Source organism: Pseudomonas sp. SIMBA_067 (genome assembly GCF_046534675.1).
GTDB classification, from domain to species: Bacteria; Pseudomonadota; Gammaproteobacteria; order Pseudomonadales; family Pseudomonadaceae; genus Aquipseudomonas; species Aquipseudomonas putida.
This window is the reverse complement of record NZ_JAWRYH010000001.1, coordinates 786876-803887: the sequence shown is the minus strand read 5'-3', so window position 1 is coordinate 803887 and position 17012 is coordinate 786876. Positions and strand designations below refer to the sequence as shown.

16 protein-coding genes are annotated in these 17012 nt (G+C 63.5%); 8 read left to right on the top strand and 8 right to left on the bottom strand.

All coding sequences use genetic code 11. From position 1 onward, the window contains the following. Positions 1 to 74 precede the first annotated feature (74 nt). Complete coding sequence (locus SB765_RS03720) at positions 75 to 761, bottom strand: GNAT family N-acetyltransferase (protein WP_258652205.1); 687 nt, start codon at positions 759 to 761, stop codon at positions 75 to 77. A 79-nt stretch (positions 762 to 840) separates the two neighbouring features. Continuing rightward, positions 841 to 1782, bottom strand: coding sequence for an N-acetyl-gamma-glutamyl-phosphate reductase (gene argC / locus SB765_RS03715; protein ID WP_410910287.1), 942 nt, complete (start codon positions 1780 to 1782; stop codon positions 841 to 843). A 114-nt stretch (positions 1783 to 1896) separates the two neighbouring features. On the opposite strand from argC, the gene SB765_RS03710 reads away from it, so the two are divergent. Both SB765_RS03710 and SB765_RS03705 read left to right on the top strand, forming a co-directional pair. Beyond that, entirely contained in the window at positions 1897 to 2778 is an 882-nt protein-coding gene (locus tag SB765_RS03710; RefSeq protein ID WP_410930951.1) for a LysR family transcriptional regulator, read from the top strand. A gap of 176 nt (positions 2779 to 2954) precedes the next feature. Beyond that, entirely contained in the window at positions 2955 to 3227 is a 273-nt protein-coding gene (locus tag SB765_RS03705) for a hypothetical protein (RefSeq protein WP_016499280.1), read from the top strand. A 60-nt stretch (positions 3228 to 3287) separates the two neighbouring features. Here SB765_RS03705 and SB765_RS03700 read toward each other — a convergent pair whose 3' ends face one another. Beyond that, on the bottom strand, positions 3288 to 3938 hold the full coding sequence (locus SB765_RS03700) for a TIGR04211 family SH3 domain-containing protein (protein ID WP_341798596.1): 651 nt from the start codon (positions 3936 to 3938) through the stop codon (positions 3288 to 3290). A gap of 257 nt (positions 3939 to 4195) precedes the next feature. Here SB765_RS03700 and SB765_RS03695 point away from each other — a divergent pair, with 257 nt between their 5' ends. Next, positions 4196 to 4675, top strand: a complete 480-nt coding sequence (locus SB765_RS03695; protein WP_410910288.1) for a VOC family protein — start codon at positions 4196 to 4198, stop codon at positions 4673 to 4675. 145 nt (positions 4676 to 4820) lie between these two features. Here the strand turns inward: SB765_RS03695 and SB765_RS03690 are convergent, their stop codons facing one another. Then, positions 4821 to 6569, bottom strand: coding sequence for a BCCT family transporter (locus SB765_RS03690; protein ID WP_410930950.1), 1749 nt, complete (start codon positions 6567 to 6569; stop codon positions 4821 to 4823). A gap of 311 nt (positions 6570 to 6880) precedes the next feature. Between SB765_RS03690 and SB765_RS03685 the strand changes: the two genes are divergently transcribed. The 4 genes from SB765_RS03685 (at position 6881) to SB765_RS03670 (ending at position 9114) form a co-directional block, all read left to right on the top strand. Continuing rightward, positions 6881 to 7198: a hypothetical protein gene (locus SB765_RS03685; RefSeq protein ID WP_341798599.1), complete on the top strand. Its 318-nt coding sequence runs from the start codon at positions 6881 to 6883 to the stop codon at positions 7196 to 7198. 8 nt (positions 7199 to 7206) lie between these two features. Beyond that, positions 7207 to 7407, top strand: coding sequence for a DUF1289 domain-containing protein (locus SB765_RS03680; protein ID WP_410930949.1), 201 nt, complete (start codon positions 7207 to 7209; stop codon positions 7405 to 7407). Between the two features lie 50 nt (positions 7408 to 7457). After that, entirely contained in the window at positions 7458 to 8099 is a 642-nt protein-coding gene (locus SB765_RS03675; protein ID WP_258652161.1) for a LysE family translocator, read from the top strand. Between the two features lie 226 nt (positions 8100 to 8325). Next, complete coding sequence (locus tag SB765_RS03670; RefSeq protein WP_410930948.1) at positions 8326 to 9114, top strand: substrate-binding periplasmic protein; 789 nt, start codon at positions 8326 to 8328, stop codon at positions 9112 to 9114. A gap of 16 nt (positions 9115 to 9130) precedes the next feature. On the opposite strand, the gene SB765_RS03665 is transcribed toward SB765_RS03670, so the two are convergent. The 4 genes from SB765_RS03665 to SB765_RS03650 all read right to left on the bottom strand — a co-directional run bounded on the left by SB765_RS03665 (position 9131) and on the right by SB765_RS03650 (position 14370). Then, positions 9131 to 10150: an XdhC family protein gene (locus SB765_RS03665; protein ID WP_341798616.1), complete on the bottom strand. Its 1020-nt coding sequence runs from the start codon at positions 10148 to 10150 to the stop codon at positions 9131 to 9133. A 153-nt stretch (positions 10151 to 10303) separates the two neighbouring features. Further along, positions 10304 to 11647: a c-type cytochrome gene (locus SB765_RS03660; protein ID WP_341798617.1), complete on the bottom strand. Its 1344-nt coding sequence runs from the start codon at positions 11645 to 11647 to the stop codon at positions 10304 to 10306. 18 nt (positions 11648 to 11665) lie between these two features. Next, a complete protein-coding gene (locus SB765_RS03655) occupies positions 11666 to 13915 on the bottom strand; it encodes a molybdopterin cofactor-binding domain-containing protein (RefSeq protein ID WP_410930947.1) in 2250 nt (749 codons plus the stop codon). Then, entirely contained in the window at positions 13915 to 14370 is a 456-nt protein-coding gene (locus tag SB765_RS03650; protein ID WP_341798619.1) for a (2Fe-2S)-binding protein, read from the bottom strand. Before SB765_RS03650 ends, SB765_RS03655 begins: the two co-directional genes overlap by 1 nt. Before the next feature lie 244 nt (positions 14371 to 14614). On the opposite strand from SB765_RS03650, the gene SB765_RS03645 reads away from it, so the two are divergent. Beyond that, positions 14615 to 16801, top strand: coding sequence for an OsmC domain/YcaO domain-containing protein (locus SB765_RS03645; protein WP_341798620.1), 2187 nt, complete (start codon positions 14615 to 14617; stop codon positions 16799 to 16801). The last annotated feature ends 211 nt before the right edge of the window (positions 16802 to 17012 follow it).

The following is a 17012-nucleotide window of genomic DNA, read 5'->3' as shown; positions in this document are numbered from 1 at the left end:
CACAGGTACATCACCGGCCTGGGGCCTAACGGTATTCCTGTGGGAGCGGGCAAGCCCGCGAACAGGCCATCGGATCAATGCACGGTCTTGCGCTGCCGTACACACTCCAGCGCTTGGGCGGCCAGCTCATCCAGCCGCTCATCGCGCATCTGCTCTGCTTCGATCATCGCATCTTCACCCTGCTGGTTAAGCAGGTAGGTGTGAATCTGCATCACTTCAGCGGTTTGATAAATCGGCGCAATGTCCAGGCGCCCGATCAGCGCACCACTGGCCTGGCCGGTACTGCTCATCAGCACCTGCGGCCCATTGGCGGCCACCACCTGCATGCCCATCGCCTCAAACCACGGCACCTGGCTGGCAAAGGCGTTCAGCTCCACGCAGGCATGGCGAGCCTGCAGGTCGCCCAGCAGGGCGCGGGCGATGCCCTGGCGGCGATGACTGGCGCGCACGGCAAGAAAGGCCAGTGAACACGCCTGCTCATCGTCGTCGGCCGGCAGCGACAGGGCAAAGCCCAGCAATTGGTCCGGCGCCTCTGCATCCAGTGCAAGGGTCAGCGCCACGGCAAGGCCGCGAGTGCCATCCAGTGCTTGCAGGTACTGGTGCACCTCCATGCCGACGCCGTACTGGTACAGCGGGTACAGCGGGTTGTCGGCGGTAATGGCGACACTGCTCAGTTCGCCGACATGGTGGATCACCAGCTCGCGGATCTGGTTCTGGAAAGATTCGGGCGGCACGCTGTCGAGGCGGCTCAGGATGAACATCGGGGGCGGGCTCCGGCGGGTGGAAATACAGCCCGGGCCAGGTTGGCGCGGGCTGTACAGTTTAACCGGTTTTGCCGTATCAGCCTTGTTGCTGTAGCGCACCAAGCATCAGGTCGAGGTTTTGCACCGCCGCGCCGGAGGCACCTTTACCCAGATTATCGAACACTGCGGTCAGCAAGACCTGGCCATGCTCGGGGTTGGCATACAGCGCCAGGCGCAGGTCGTTGCTGTCGTTCAATGCCTCGGGGTCAAGGTTTGCAGCTGCGCCTTGCTGATGCAGCGGCATCACCTGCACATGGCGGGCGCCCTGGTAATGCTGCTGCAGGCAGGCCTGTAGCTGTTCGGCGCTGACCTGGCCCGGTAACAGGCGCAATTGCAGTGGGATACTCAGCACGATGCCCTGGCGGTAGGCACCGTAGCCAGGCATGAACACCGGCCGTGCCGACAGCCCGGCGTGTTGCTGGATTTCGGGTACGTGCTTGTGCGCCAGCTCCAGCCCATAAAGTTGCAAGACCGGGGCCTTACCGGCACCGGGTTGTTCGTGGCGCTCGACCGCCGCGCGACCACCGCCGGAGTAGCCGGAGATGGCATGGATGCCCAGCGGGTAGTCGGCTGGCAGTAACCCGGCCTTGACCAGCGGGCGTAGCAGGGCGATGGCGCCAGTGGGGTAGCAGCCCGGGTTGCTGACGCGCTTGCTTTGGGCGATGCGCTCGGCTTGCTGCTCGTCGAGTTCCGGCAGGCCGTAGACCCAGCCCGGGGTTGTGCGGTGCGCCGAACTGGCGTCGATCACCCGCACCTGCGGGTTGTGGATCGCTGCCACCGCCTCACGAGCGGCGTCGTCGGGCAGGCACAGCAGGGCGATGTCGGCGCTGTTGATGGCCTCGCGGCGGCGCTGCGGGTCTTTGCGCTCGGCCTCGGGCAGGGTGAGCAGGCGCAGGTCGCTGCGGCCTTGCAGGCGGGCGTGGATCTGCAGGCCGGTGGTGCCTTGGTCGCCGTCGATGAAGACAACAGGGGTATGCATGGTCAGGGTCCGGTCGGGTTGGGATGGCCCATGCTCGCCTGTGGCTGGACTAAAGGAAATTTGAATATCATGATGCTGATGTTCATTTATTCTGAATATAGGCCAGTAAAGACCATGCGCGAAATCAGCCTTGACCGCCTCCGCACCCTGGTGGTCATCGCCGACCTGGGCTCTTTTGCCGAGGCCGCCCGCCAGCTCAACCTGGCACCGCCCACCATCAGCCTGCATGTGGCCGAACTGGAGGCACGTATCGGCGCCCCGTTGCTCAGCCGCACCCGCGGCCAGGTGCGCCCCACGGCCATTGGCGAAACGCTGCTGGCCCGTGCCCGGCGCCTGCTGGCCGACGCCGACCTGGCGCTGGACGAAGTACGCCGACAAGTCGAGGGGCTGACCGGCCGGGTACGCCTGGGCGCATCCACCGGTGCTATCGCCCACTTGCTGCCGCAGGCGCTGGAGCACCTTCGTGCGGACCATCCGGGGATCGACGTGCAGGTACAAGTGCTGACTTCCCAGGCATCGCTGGGGCGATTGCGTGAAGGGACGCTGGATATCGGCCTGGTGGCCTTGCCGCAGGTGGCCGGCAAAGGGCTGACCGTTACCCCCTGGCGGCGGGACCCGATCCTGGCCTACGTACCGGCCGACTGGCAGCCGCCGGCGAAAGTGACACCGGCCTGGCTGGCGCAGCGGGCGTTGATTCTCAACGACAGCAGTACCCAGCTGTCACGGGTTACCGGCGAGTGGTTCGCGGCAGCAGGGTTATACCCCGAGCCGCGAATCGAGCTGAATTACAACGATGCGATCAAGAGCCTGGTCGGGGCCGGGTACGGCGCGACGTTGCTGCCCGAGGAAGGCGAGGCCGCCGAACTGGATCGGCGCATTGCGCGCCGGCCGCTGCGCCCAGGGTTGTGGCGGCAGTTGGGTATCGCCTGCCGGGAGGGCCAGGTGGAACGGGCAACGGGGTATGTGTTGCAAGCGTTGGAGCGCTTGCGACAGTAGGGCGCAGGCGTCGTACATGCCGCTGCGAGTGCGGGTTTTCATCGATTTCCTGTTCGCCGAGACCGGTTTACCGCTGGGCTGAAGCCCTGCGATTCAAGTTTCGGCCAACTATGCTGTTTGCTGCGTCGAGCAAGATACACCTCGACGAACCCTATGGTTTTCCAGGAGAACGCTCCATGAAATCCACGAAATGCATACCCTTGTTGGTGATTGCGTCCGTCCTCAGCTTTGCCGTACACGCAGACCCTGCGAGCAACTGTGAGGCCAAGATCAAGGAACTTGAAGATTTCCACAAGGCCAGCGGCCAGGCGATGCATGGCGGCATGGCCCATGACTTCAAAGTCCACCTGCAAAATGCCAAGGATGCTCAGAGCAAGGGTGATTTTACCCAGTGCCAGTCCTCGGCGGACCAAGCCAAGACCATCTATAACAAGGCGCGTAGCAAGTAAGCCTTGGTCGGCCCCTTCGCGGCGTTACCCGCGAAGGGGCCGGTGCAGGATGGCCCGCTGTCAGAACCAGCGATCGTTCTTCTTCCGCCCACGGGTCAACGCCGGCAAGATCAGCCCGGCCAGCAAGCCCGCACCGGCAATGCTGCCGCCATACACCATGTAGCGCATCATCACCTGCTTGTTCTCGTCACCCAGGCGCGCCTGGGTATCGCGCAGCTCCGACTGGCTCTGGTCGAACTGTTCATTCAGCGCCTTGTTGCGCGCCTCCAGTTCGTCGATGAGCTTTTTCCGTGAGTCGAGGGTTTCCTGCATGCCCTGTACCCGGCTCTTCCAGCTGTCGTCGATGGTCTTCAACTGCCCGGTCAGCTCCACGACCTGGGCGTCGAGTTGCGGCAGGCGCTCGTTCTGGCCCGGCACCGCTTGCAAGTCGTTGCTGAGTATCCATACCACATCGCCATTCTGCCCACGCACCTGGCTGTAATTGCCCTGAGTGCCGAGCAGGGTCAACTGTTGCCCCGACTTCAGGGTACCGACGATGCGGTGGCCGTCGGTGGGGCCGCTGCGCACATAGGTACTCAGGCTGTCGCTGACCCAGCGTGCATCGCTGGCGGGCTCTTCGGCGTGCACCGGCGCGGCAAGGGCCACCAAGGCGGCAATCAGGCCACCGCGCAGGGCAGGGAGGACGGAAGCGGTTGGGCGGGAATCGGGCATGTTGGGTCTTCGCTGAAACAGGACAAAAGTAGGCCCGATGACTGGGCCGATGAACCGGTCGCTGAGTTGACCGTCAGCCAAAGACCCTTTTTTTGTCAGCAGGTTCACTACCTGATATCGGAAATGTCTGCAGGATATTGCAGAACTCGCCCCAGAGCGCTTCGCCGCCGATGCTCTTGTGAATTCAACCGGACAGCCTTTTCATGCGCAAGGGCGGGGCTAGACTCAAAGGTCCATACCCTTCATGGAGCAAGGCCATGACTGCCAAAAACACCGTCTGCCTCTGGTACGACAACGATGCCGAAGAAGCCGCCAACTTCTACGCCAGCGTCTTCCCGGACAGCAAGGTGGTCGCACTGCACCCGGCGCCAGCTGACTACCCATCGGGTAAGGAGGGCGATGTGATTACCGTCGAATTCACTGTCATGGGCATACCCTGTGTGGGGCTCAATGGCGGCTCGACGTTCAAGCACTGTGAGGCGTTTTCGTTCCAGGTCAGTACCGAAGACCAGGCCGAAACCGACCGCTTGTGGGATGCGATCATCGCGAATGGCGGCGAGGCCAGCGTCTGTGGCTGGTGCAAGGACAAGTGGGGGATCTCCTGGCAGATCACCCCCCGTATCCTGATCGAGGCCATCGGCCACAGCGACCGCGCGGCGGCCAAGCGGGCGTTTGAGGCCATGATGCAGATGGGCAAGATCGATGTCGCCAGGATATCAGCGGCATTGAAGGGGTGAACCGTAGGCGTTTCATGGACTGTGGTTATCGATTTGCCCTGGAAAATCGCTTATCGAGGAGGCGCTGTTCCATCACTCAAGTGGCGCCCCCGAACCAGGCGCTTTACCCGCCCGCTCCTGCAAGGGACCGGGCCGGGTTGGCGTGTCAGGTTTCGGACACTTCGCCCGCTGCTACCGCCTCCTTCACCGCAGCCTTCTTCTCCTGCACCACGATGTAGAACTCCTCACCATGCTTCACCGCCCCATACAACACAGCCTTCTCGATCAGCTCGTTGCCGCGCAGGTGACGCAGCATCATCGGGTCCTTACGCAGGTCGCGGTACAGCGCCAGGCACAGCAGCACCATCACCACCACAAAGGGCAGGGCCACGACGATGGTCAGGTTCTGCAGCCCGTTCAGCGCCTGGCCCGGGTCTCGCGGGTCGCCGATCGCCAGCATGATCGCCGCCACCGTCCCGGTCAGCGCGCCCCAGAAAATCACCGTGCGCCGCGATGGCGCGGTGGTGCCGTGTTCCGACAGCGTGCCCATCACCAGTGACGCCGCATCGGCACCGGAAACGAAGAAGATGCCCACCAGGATCATCACCAGCACCGAGGAAACCGACGCCAGCGGGTAGCTGTCCAGCAGCTGGTACAGCGCGTGGTTGCTGTTGACCGCACCGTTGGCCAGCTGGAAGGCGCCTTCGCGCAAGGCATCGATGGATGCACCGCCGAAAATGGTGAACCACACCAGGCTGACCAGGCTCGGCACCAGCAGCACCCCGGTGACAAACTGGCGAATGGTGCGGCCGCGGCTGATGCGGGCGATGAACATACCCACGAACGGTGTCCAGGAAATCCACCAGGCCCAGTAGAACACGGTCCAGCCGGCCAGCCAGCTGTTCATCTGATCGCCGCCGCTGGCGTTGGTGCGGGCCATCATTTCCGGCAGCATCTTGATGTAGATACCGATCGAGGTCGGCAGCAGGTTGAGCATGAGCAGGGTAGGGCCGACCATGAACACGAACGCCGCCAGCACCAGTGCCAGCACCATGTTGGTGTTGGACAGCCACTGGATGCCCTTGCCGATGCCCGACACCGCCGAGGTGACGAAGGCAATGGTCAGCAGGGTGATGATGGCGATGTAAAACAACTTGCCGGGGCTTTCGACCCAGCCGTTGTATTCCAGCCCGCCGGCAATCTGCAGCGCACCCAGGCCCAGCGAGGCCGCCGAGCCGAACAGCGTGGCAAAGATTGCCATCATGTCGATCAGGCGGCCGAGCGGGCCGTTGGCGTGCTTGCCGATCAACGGCCGGAATGCGGCGGATATCAGCTGCGAGCGGCCACGGCGGTAGGTGCCGTAGGCAATCACCAGGCCGACGATGGCGTACATCGCCCAGGGGTGCAGGGTCCAGTGGAACAGGGTGGTGGCCATTGCCACCTGCATCGCTTCGCTCGTCTGCGCGGTGGCCGAGCCGGGTGGCGGCGTCACATAGTGGGACAGCGGCTCGGCAACGCCGAAAAACATCAGGCCGATGCCCATGCCGGCGCTGAACATCATTGCCACCCAGGACACCGTGCGGAATTCTGGCTGTTCGCCATCACGGCCTAGTGGCACCCGGCCATAACGGCTGGCGGCCAGCCACAGCACGAACACCACGAAAAGCGTCGAGGTGAGCACGAAGAACCAGCCAAAGTTGAGGATGACCCAGGATTGCGCGCTGGAGGCGCTGGTGGCGAGGCTGGCCTGGTTGAGAAAGCCCCAGAGGACGAACGCGATGGCCAGAAGGCTGGTGAAACCAAAGACAATCCAGTCGAGTTTGCCCTCGAAATGCCGGTCCTGGCGGGCTTCTGCGGTTTTCGAGGGGTCTGTCACGCCAAGGTCGAGTGTTTCGATGATGTGTTCCTTTGCCATGAATGATGAGGCCCCTTTGTGGTTTACCTGAACGCGCAGGCTTCTTGTTGTATGGGCGACCGAGTTCGATGACGGCCTCGGCGGGGAGATTGCCGGCCGATTATCCTGTGCCTGAAACGGCTGTACCTGTCCCGTAAACGTCCTGGGGCGTCCATTGCGCGACCTGCCAAATACTTTTAGTTCTGGGGGCGGTGGCCCTTTCTGCCTCGCGTTCTGGTACCCTGTGGGCATTACCCTGGCCTGCACATCCGGGCACCGTAGAAGCGTTGCTGCTTGTGGGCCAGGCCGCACCAGGAAACGGAGATTCGTCAATGGCCACTGACCGTGTGAGCCTGATTCATTTCGATAAATTGAGCATGAGCCCTGCCGCCGCCGATCGGTTCCAGAACGCCCTCGATGCGCTGGCAGCGCTCAAGCTGCAGGACCGTTACGTGTACCTCATCGCTCCTTATCTGGGTGATATCGCTGACGCCTCTGACGCTGAGCAACTGGACACCGCCCTGGGCCAGTGCATTCGTGTGGTCGATGAACTGCTGGCTGCCAGGTCGGTCAGCAGCGCCAAGGCTGAAGAAGTACGCCAGGTGTTCCACAGCGCGGCCGAACGTGCACGGGCAGACATGGCCGGCTGAGTGGTGGCATGGCCAAAGACATCGATAACCCCTGCGTCTCGTTATGCCAGCTCAACTGCGAGCTATGCGTGAGCTGTGGCCGCACCCGTGACGAAATTCGCAAATGGCGGGGCATGAAACGCCCGGAAAAGATGGCCACCGTGCAGCGTGCGGCGACACGGATGAAAGCTATCGCCAAGAAGGCAGCCAAGCGGCAGAATGCTGACTGAACCTGCGTGCCCTGCGCACGGCCTACCTTGATCTGCTTGACGAGCCTGAAATGGATTCTCACTCGCTGTTTGCGTTTACCCTGGTCGCCGCCATCGCGATCGCCAGCCCTGGCCCCGCCACCCTGATGGCCATCAACAACAGCCTGGCCCACGGCCAACGCAGCGCGGTCTGGTCGTCGCTGGGCAATGGCTCGGGCCTGTTCTGCCTGTCGGCTGCGGCCATGCTTGGGCTGGGCGCGTTGCTGGCCAGTTCCGAAGTACTGTTCAACGCCGTGAAGATCCTGGGGGCAGGCTATCTGTTCTACCTCGGTGCGCGGCAGTTGCTGAAAAAGAGCCCGATGCTGGAGCAGGGCGCTGCCGAGGGTGCTGTCAAGGTACGGCCCACACCGCTGAAGTTGTACAAATCGGCTTTCCTCACAGCGGTGACCAACCCCAAGGCAACCATGTTCTTCACTGCGCTGTTCCCGCAGTTCATCGACCAAGGGGCGGCACTGTTGCCGCAGTTCCTGACCCTGACCGGGATCTTCGTGGGCTTGTCGCTTGCTTCGCTGAGCTTGTATGCCGCACTGGCTGCGCGGGCCAAGGGTGTGTTGACCCGGCCGTCGATGTCACGCTGGGTGAGCCGCGTGGTGGGCACCACCTTTATCGGCTTTGGCGCGGCGATTCTGGCGATGCGTCGGCAAGGGGCCTGAGGCGCGACACCTCGAACCGGGCGCCGGTTGATAACTGGCGTCGTGACCGGCCAAGGTATTTGGTTGGCCTGTTTCTTGGCTGGCCGATGAAAGGCGGCGCCACTAACAACTCTTAGTCCAGACTGTCTACAGCACGCGCAGATGAATGCTGCGGTCGAGCACAAGATGTGGCAGCCTTTGGCCGCCACGCCGGGTCGCCGGATGTTACATGTGCCGAGGGTTGTAGATGATCGAGCGTTGCCTGCGCAAAGCCTTGCTGCTGTTGCCTTGCCTGTTGCTGCCCTTGGCAGGCGCAGCCGACGAGCCATGCCGGCGGCTGACGGCTACCGGTAACCCTGAATACCCCCCTTACCTGTGGCGCGACCCGCAAAACCCCCAGCAACTGATCGGTGCCAACGCCGATCTGCTCAAGTACCTGGGCAAGCAACTGGGGCTGGACATCGAGTTTGTTTACGTTGGGCCGTGGTCGCGTGCGCAGGAAGAAGTGCGCACCGGGCGGATTGACTTGATGGCCGGGTATTTTATGACCGAGGCCCGCCGGCAACAGATGGACTTCATCGCCCCACCATTCCTGAGTACTCCCAGCGTGGTCTGGGTGCGCCGGGACAATGCCTTCGCCTACCAGCAATGGGCCGACCTCAGGGGCCGCAAGGGCGGCACCCTGGTCAGCAACAGCCATGGCCAGCAGTTTGATGAATACGCCGAGGCCAACCTCACCCTCGAAGCGGTGCCCGGCGCCCGGCAGGCGTTCGAGAAGCTGATGCACAAGCGCAGTGACTACGTGGTCTACGAGCAGTACCCCGGGATGGCGCTGGCGCGTACGTTGGGGATCACCGATACCGTGCAGGTGTTGCAGCCGCCGGTGTCCAGCGAAGGGTTGTACCTGGCGATGTCACATGAATCGCCCTGCAACAAGCCGCAGCTGCGTGAGGCGCTGGCGCGGGAGATGGCGAAAATCGTTGGCGGGGCGTTGCCTGAGCAACTGCTGCAGCAGAACCTGGAGCGCTGGCAGTAACAGCCCTGGTACGTCCCTACAGGGGCCGTGCCAGTTGTTGCGCTTCCTTCGCCTGGGACACGTTGACCGCACGGGGCAGGGTGACGTCGTTTTTTGCGGCAAGGATTTCGGCCATGACACTGACGGCGATTTCGGCTGGGGTCTTGCTACCAATGTAGATGCCAATCGGGCCGTGCAGGCGCTGCAGCGAAGCTTCGCTTTCACCGAAGTGCTCCATCAGCCGTTCGCGGCGCAGCTGGCTGTTGCGCCGCGAGCCGATGGCGCCAATGTAGAACGCAGGGCTGTGCAAGGCTTCGAGCAGGGCCAGGTCGTCCAGCTTGGGGTCATGGCTGACGGCGACGATGGCGCTGCGAACATCTGCGGCAAAGGCGCGGACGACGTCGTCCGGCATGCCGGGCAGCAGGTTGACCCCGGCGATGGTCCAGCCTGCCGTGTACTCCGGGCGCGGGTCGCACAGCGAAACGTTGAAGCCGTTGAACAGGGCCATGGTGGCGAGGTACTCGGCCAGGGCACCGGCACCTATCAGTAGCAGGCGGTAGCCCGGGCCAAGGGTATTGAGCATGCGCTGGCCATCGAAGCTGAACAGTTCAGGCGTGTCGGTCGCGGTGAGGCGGGCTTCACCGTTGCTCAGGTTCAGCTCACGGCGCACCAGGTTTCCGCGGTCGAGGCAGGCCAGCAGCTGGTCCAGGTGCGCCAGTGAGGGGGCGGATTCCAGCACCAGTTCCAGGGTGCCGCCGCAGGGCAGGCCAAAGCGGTGGGCCTCGTCGGCGCTGACGCCATAGCGCACCACCTGGGGCTGGCCGGTAGGCATGGCGGGGCCGCCGTAGGCACTGGTGTAACGGTGGATGAGATCGTCTTCGATGCAGCCGCCAGAGACACTGCCGACCACGCGGCCGTCGCTGCGCAAGGCCATCATCGAGCCGACCGGGCGAGGGGAGGAGCCCCAGGTGCGGGCGACCGTAGCCAGCAGGGCGCGATGGCCGCCGGCGAGCCAGTCTCGGGTGGTGCGCAAAACCAACAGATCAATGCTTTCCATGGGGTTCCATTCAACCTGATGTTCAAGGGTGGCTGTGCTGGCCTCTTCGCGGGTAAACCCGCTCCCACAGGTACTGTACAAATTTCCTGAGCGGCGTGTTTCCTGTGGGAGCGGGCGTGCCCGCGAAGAGGCCGGTGCATGAACCACGGCAAATCAGCGCATATGCAAGATGATCGGGCTGCTGCTGGCCGGGTCGGTATGACCACGCAGCTTGCCTACCGCCTGCGCATCCACCGCCCCCCCCTGGTTGCCCCAGGCCGTACGCACGAAGGTCAGCACCTCGGCAATGTCCTGGTCACTCAACTGCGCGCGGAAAGCCGGCATGCGATAGGCATCCGGCACACCGGCAGCCACCACCCGCTGCGAACCATTGAGGGTGATATTGATCGCCGAGGCGTTTTCCCTGGCCAGTGCCGAGGTGGCGCCAGCCAATGGCGGCATCCATTCGGCCTGGCCTTTGCCGTCCAGACCGTGGCAAGACGCGCAGTGGGTCACATAGGTGTGCGCCCCCGGGCTGTCGAGCCGTGCCGCTGCCGATTCGGCCTGGTACTGCCATGGCGCGCCGTCACGCTGTGGGTCGCCGGGCAGTGATTTCAGGTAGTGGGCAATGGCGGCCAGGTCATCGTCATGCATGAACTGCGTGGAGTTGTTGAACGCCTCGGTCATCGAGCCGAATACCACGGCATGCCGGTTGCGCCCGGTTTTCAGGAACTGCACGATTTCTGCCTCGCTCCAGCGCCCCAGCCCGGTGTTGTGGTCGGCGCGCAGGCTCGGTGCGTACCAGCCGTCGAGCAGGGCGCCGGCCAGGTACGGTTTGCCGCCTTCATCCAGGGCTTTTTCGTTGAAAGCCAGGCCGCGTGGGGTGTGGCAGCTTCCGCAGTGGCCGGGGCCCTGGACGATGTAGGCACCCCGGTTCCACACTGCATCCTGCCCGGGCTTGTCGGCGTAGGGCGTAGTGGCGGCGAACAGGCCATTCCACACGGCAATGGGCCAGCGCAGGTTCAGCGGCCAGGGGATGTCGCTGGCCAGGTTAGCCTGCCGGGCGGGTTGCACGCCGTGCATGAAGAACGCATACAACGCCCTTACATCATCATCGCTGAGCTTGGCGTAGGACGGGTAGGGCATGGCCGGGTACAGCCGCCGGCCACCGGGCGCGACACCCTGGCGTACGGCGCGGTCGAAATCGGCCAGGCTGTAACTGCCGATACCGCTGTCGCGATCAGGGGTGATGTTGGTGGCGTGGATGGCCCCCAGCGGGGTGGCCATTTCCAGCCCACCCGCGAACGGTTTGCCTTCTGGCAGGCTGTGGCAGGCCACGCAGTCGCTGAGGCGGGCCACGTACTCGCCGCGGCTGATCAGTGCCGGGTCAGCGGCAGTGGCCTGCGCGTCGGCAAACGGCGAGGCCGGCTCGCGGGTGACATACCAGGCCAGCAGGCCTGCCGCGACCAGGCACGGCAGCGCCAGCCAACCAGCGGTCCTTGCGAAACGATGGGTCATGGGGCGTCCCTTGTGCAGTCAGCTGAAGGTATGGCGGCTCAGTGGCAAGCTGCGTACGCGCTGACCGGTAAGCTGCGCGACCGCGTTGGCCACTGCCGGGGCCACGGCGGGTAGCGGTGGCTCACCGATACCGCCCATCTTCGCCCCACTTTCGACAATGCGCACATGCACCCGCGCCATGCGCGAGGGGGGCAGGATCGGGTACAGGTCGTAGTTGCGCGCACGCGGCATACCCTCCACGTATACGGCTTCTTCCACCAGCGTCTGCGACAGGCCAAGGGCAACCGCGCCGTTGACCTGGTGTTCGATGATCGCCGGGTTGACGATGCTGCCCGGGTCGATGGCTTGCCAGATGTCGTGCACCTTGACCTGGCCGTTCTCGATCGATACCTCGGCGATGACTGCCGCCTCCGAGCCGAACGGTGAGGCCATGGCCACGCCGCGTGCCCGTTTGCTGCCATCCTCGGCGGTGAACGGCCCGCGTTTCCAGCCACCGGACAGCTCGGCGACCGCGTTCAGCAGGTTGGTCAGGCGCGGGTTGTCGCGCAGCAGGTGCATACGCAGTTCGAGCGGGTCCTTGCCGCCCTTGTCAGCCAGTTCATCAAGGAATGATTCATAGAAGAAGTCGTTCAACGAGTTGCCCACCGAGCGCCAGTAGCCGAGCATGGCCGGGCCTTTGACGTAGATCTGGGCGATGCGCTTGTTGGCGATGGCGTAGGACTTGCCTGACAGACCCTCCAGTGCAGTCGGGTCGATCTTTTCCCCTTGTTTGCCAGCAAGGGCCTCGGTCGGGCCTTCGGTGGCGCTTACTGCTTCGAGGGCCACCGGCATGCCGTCGGCATCCAGCGCGGCGCGGAACTTCACCACTGCAACCGGGCGCAGCACATCGCGCAGAAATTCCTCTTCGCGGCTCCAGATAAGCTTCACCGGCCGGCCAACCGCTTTGGCCAGGGCGATGGCCTGTGGGTAGGGGTTGGCCGAGTCGTACAGGAAGTGCCGGCCAAAGAAGCCGCCCAGCAGCGGCGAGTGCAGGTTGATTTGTGCAGGCTCCAGGCCTGTGCGCTTGGCAATGTCATCACGGAACATGTCCGGGGCCTGATTGGGCAGCCAGACGTCCAGGCTGCCGTCGGGGTTGAAGCGGGCGAGGGCGGACGGTGGCTCGAGCTGGGCATGGTTGAGGTACTGGTTGTGATAGCTGGCCTCGACCTTGGTTTTGGCATTGCTCAGGGCGCCGGCGATATCGCCTTGGTTTTCTTCATCACGGGCCGGGCCCTCGACCGTGGCGAGGTGTTCACGCCAGGCATCGCTGGAAAAGTCGGCGGGCATTGGCCGCACCTTGCTGTCGGCAGCCGGCTCCTTCCAGTCCACCTGAATCGCCTCCACCGCACGCTTTGCGTGCCACCAACGCTCAGCAACCACGGCCACGGCGCCCGGCAGTGGGTGCACTGAATGCACGCCTTTCATGGCCTTGACCTGGTCTTCGTTGCGCAGGCTACCCACGGTCATGCCCAGGCGTGGTGCGTGCTGCACGGCGGCGTGGAGCATGCCGTCGACCTTTATGTCGATGCAGTACTGCGCCTTGCCGGTGGACTTGTCGTAGGCATCCAGGCGGCGCACAGGCTTGCCGATCCAGCGGAACTGGCTGGGGTCACGCAGCTGGACGCTGGCCGGGTCGGGTACCGGCAGGTCCATGGCGCGCCCGGCAAGTTCATCGTAGGGTATCGAACGCCCTGTCGTGGTATGTACTACGTTCCCTGGTGTGGTCGAGAGTTCCTCGACCGGCACGCCCAGTTGTTGGGCGCCCGCCTGCAGCAGCATGGCCCGGGCAAGGGCACCCAGGCGGCGCATGGTCGGGTAGCTCATGCGCACCGACATGCTGCCACCGGTGATGCGCATGCCGTTTTCCATCACCACGTAGGCGTCGCCCGGTGGTGCGCTATCGACCACGAAATTGACGGGGTCGACATCCAGCTCTTCACCCACAATTTGCGCCATGGCGGTGAACGGGCCTTGCCCGCCTTCCATGAAGGGGCTGAGCAGGCGGACCTTGCCATCTGGGCGAATCTCCAGAAAAGCGGGCACCTGGGTACCGCGTTCCGGGGCGGCTGCAGCCGCTGCCTGCACGCGGCCCGCCCCCATTGGCAGGCCGAAACCCAGCACCAGGGCACCGACAGCCGTGCCGGCAAGAAAGCGCCGGCGCGACAGGTTGACTGTCTCGCCCGGTTGCAGCCTGAGCAGTTCGGCAGGAGTATCTATGGGCGTGTTCATCAGGCCTGCTCCCCTTGTGCCAGCTCATGCACGGCAGCGTGAATGGCGTTGTAGGTGCCGCAGCGGCACAGGTTGACCATGGCCGCGTCGATCTGCGCGTCGCTGGGCTGGGGGGTGTGCTTTAACAACGCCGTGGCGGCCATTACCTGGCCGGACTGACAGTAGCCGCACTGGGCCACCTGGTGCTCGACCCAGGCCGCGACCACCCGTTTGCCGACGGCATCGGTTTCGATGGCCTCGATGGTCGTGACCTCACGCCCGACCACACCGGCCACCGGGGTGACGCAGGCGCGCACCACGTTGCCGTCAACCAGCACCGAACAGGCGCCGCACTGGGCCAGGCCGCAGCCATATTTGGTGCCAGTCAGCCCCAGGTCATCGCGGATCACCCACAGCAAGGGCGTGTCGGCGTCCGCCTCGACCTGGTAGGTCTGCTGGTTAATGCGTAGTTCCATGGTTCACCTGCCAGTCATCGGTTGCTGTCGCTGTGTTTTTCTGTGCGAGGAATACGTTGTTCCCCAGAGCAGAAACGCTAGCACAGCGGGATGACCGCTGGTCTGGTGGCGGGGGCAGGTTCAGAGGATCAGGCAAGCAATCCGGGGGAATGCGCAAGCGACGAGGTAAACAGGACTTCCTGGGTGAAAACCCGGATAATGCCGGCCAATTTCGTTTTGCACGCTTAAATCACGGTAATCCCGCATGGAAATCAAGGTCAATTTTCTCGACAATCTCCGTCTCGAAGCCAAGTTCGACGACTTCACGGTGATCGCCGACCAACCGATCCGCTACAAAGGCGATGGTTCGGCCCCAGGCCCGTTCGACTATTTCCTGGCGTCTTCGGCCTTGTGCGCGGCTTACTTCGTCAAGCTGTACTGCCAGGCCCGCGACATCCCCACCGAGAACATCCGCCTGTCGCAGAACAACATTGTCGACCCGGAAAACCGCTACAACCAGATCTTCAAGATCCAGGTCGAGCTGCCCGAGGACATTTCAGACAAGGACCGCCAGGGCATCCTGCGCTCCATCGACCGCTGCACGGTCAAGAAGGTCGTGCAGACCGGCCCTGAATTCGTGATCGAAGTGGTCGAAAACCTCGATGCCGACGCCCAGGGCCTGTTGATGCCGGTGGCGGACAGCAGCACCTACATCCCTGGCAAGGACCTGCCGCTGGAGCAGACCATCGCCAACATGTCGGGCATCCTCGCCGGGCTGGGGATGAAGATCGAGATCGCTTCGTGGCGCAACATCGTGCCCAATGTGTGGTCGCTGCACGTGCGCGACGCGCAGTCGCCGATGTGCTTCACCAACGGCAAGGGCGCTACCAAGGAAGCGGCGCTGGCCTCGGCGCTGGGCGAATTCATCGAGCGCCTGAACTGCAACTTCTTCTACAACGACCAGTTCTGGGGCGAAGAGCTGGCCAACGCGCCGTTCGTGCACTACCCGAACGAGCAGTGGTTCAAGCCTGGCCCGCGTGACGCGCTGCCGGCCGAGATTCTCGACGAGCATTGCCTGGAAATCTACAACCCGGACGGTGAGCTGCGCGGTTCGCACCTTTACGACACCAACTCTGGCAACACCGCCCGGGGCATCTGCTCGCTGCCGTTCGTGCGCCAGTCCGACGGGCAGGTGGTGTACTTCCCGTCCAACCTGATCGAAAACCTGTTCCTCAGCAACGGCATGAGCGCCGGCAATACCCTGGCCGAGGCACAGGTGCAATGCCTGTCGGAAATCTTCGAGCGCGCCGTGAAGCGCGAAATCCTCGAAGGCGAGCTGTGCCTGCCGGACGTGCCGCAGGAAGTGTTGGCCAAGTACCCGGCCATTGTCGCCGGTATTCAGGGCCTGGAAGAGCAGGGCTTCCCGGTGCTGGTCAAGGATGCCTCGCTGGGTGGCGAGTTCCCGGTCATGTGCGTGACCTTGATGAACCCGCGCACCGGTGGCGTGTTCGCCTCGTTCGGTGCCCACCCGAGCCTTGAAGTGGCGCTGGAGCGCAGCCTCACCGAGCTGCTGCAGGGCCGCAGCTTCGAAGGCCTGAACGACCTGCCGCAGCCGACCTTCGAAAGCCATGCGCTGACCGAGCCGAACAACTTCGTCGAGCACTTCATCGACTCCAGCGGCGTGGTGTCGTGGCGCTTCTTCGGCGCCAAGGCCGACTTCGAGTTCGTCGAGTGGGACTTCTCCGGCCATGGCGAGGACTCCAATGTTCAGGAGGCCGCAACCCTGTTCGGCATTCTCGAAGACCTGGGCAAGGAAGTGTACATGGCGGTGTACGACAACCTTGGCGCCACTGCCTGCCGCATCCTGGTGCCGGGCTACTCGGAAATCTACCCGGTCGAGGACCTGATCTGGGACAACACCAACCGCGCCCTGTCGTTCCGCGCCGACATCCTCAACCTGCACAGCCTCGAAAGCCGCCCCCTCAAGTTGCTGCTCAAGCGCCTGGACAACTGTGATGTGGATGACTACACCACCATCACCACGCTGATTGGTGTGGAGTTCGACGAGAACACCGTGTGGGGCCAGCTGACCATTCTCGAGCTGAAACTGCTGATTTGCCTGGCGGTCCAGCGTTTTGAGGAGGCCAAGGAGCTGGTCGAGGCATTCCTGCAGTTCAACGACAACACCGTCGAGCGTGGCCTGTTCTACCAGGCGCTGAACGTGGTGCTGGAAGTGCAGCTGGATGACGAACTGGAGATGGAGGATTACGAAGCCAACTTCCGCCGCATGTTCGGCAATGCGCGCATGGACGCAGTATTGGGTTCGCTGGACGGCAGCGTGCGTTTCCATGGCCTGACCCCGACCAGCATGAAGCTCGAAGGCCTTGATCGCCATCTGCGCCTGATCGAGAGCTACAAGAAGCTGCACGCAGCCCGGGCCAAATTCGCCTGATAGCTGCTGTCCCACTCGTTGTTTGCGCTGGCTGTACCGCCCTCATCGCCGGCAAGCCAGCTCCTACAGGTACTGCACCCTGTGGGAGCTGGCTTGCCGGCGATTGGGCCAGCAGCCCTCATATAGCACTTTGATCCTGGCGCTATCCCCAAAGCGTCTTTCCGCTTCGCCTGACAGGCGAGTAAATTATTCTCCCCCAATAGATGGCGCG

Coding starts and splice junctions, on each gene's coding strand:
- SB765_RS03695 (WP_410910288.1), top strand. CDS start 4,196: ATGACTGCCAAAAACACCGTCTGCCTCTGGTACGACAACGATGCCGAA.
- SB765_RS03655 (WP_410930947.1), bottom strand. CDS start 13,915: ATGAACACGCCCATAGATACTCCTGCCGAACTGCTCAGGCTGCAACCG.
- SB765_RS03720 (WP_258652205.1), bottom strand. CDS start 761: ATGTTCATCCTGAGCCGCCTCGACAGCGTGCCGCCCGAATCTTTCCAG.
- argC (WP_410910287.1), bottom strand. CDS start 1,782: ATGCATACCCCTGTTGTCTTCATCGACGGCGACCAAGGCACCACCGGC.
- SB765_RS03700 (WP_341798596.1), bottom strand. CDS start 3,938: ATGCCCGATTCCCGCCCAACCGCTTCCGTCCTCCCTGCCCTGCGCGGT.
- SB765_RS03670 (WP_410930948.1), top strand. CDS start 8,326: ATGATCGAGCGTTGCCTGCGCAAAGCCTTGCTGCTGTTGCCTTGCCTG.
- SB765_RS03660 (WP_341798617.1), bottom strand. CDS start 11,647: ATGACCCATCGTTTCGCAAGGACCGCTGGTTGGCTGGCGCTGCCGTGC.
- SB765_RS03690 (WP_410930950.1), bottom strand. CDS start 6,569: ATGGCAAAGGAACACATCATCGAAACACTCGACCTTGGCGTGACAGAC.
- SB765_RS03705 (WP_016499280.1), top strand. CDS start 2,955: ATGAAATCCACGAAATGCATACCCTTGTTGGTGATTGCGTCCGTCCTC.
- SB765_RS03685 (WP_341798599.1), top strand. CDS start 6,881: ATGGCCACTGACCGTGTGAGCCTGATTCATTTCGATAAATTGAGCATG.
- SB765_RS03710 (WP_410930951.1), top strand. CDS start 1,897: ATGCGCGAAATCAGCCTTGACCGCCTCCGCACCCTGGTGGTCATCGCC.
- SB765_RS03665 (WP_341798616.1), bottom strand. CDS start 10,150: ATGGAAAGCATTGATCTGTTGGTTTTGCGCACCACCCGAGACTGGCTC.
- SB765_RS03675 (WP_258652161.1), top strand. CDS start 7,458: ATGGATTCTCACTCGCTGTTTGCGTTTACCCTGGTCGCCGCCATCGCG.
- SB765_RS03650 (WP_341798619.1), bottom strand. CDS start 14,370: ATGGAACTACGCATTAACCAGCAGACCTACCAGGTCGAGGCGGACGCC.
- SB765_RS03680 (WP_410930949.1), top strand. CDS start 7,207: ATGGCCAAAGACATCGATAACCCCTGCGTCTCGTTATGCCAGCTCAAC.
- SB765_RS03645 (WP_341798620.1), top strand. CDS start 14,615: ATGGAAATCAAGGTCAATTTTCTCGACAATCTCCGTCTCGAAGCCAAG.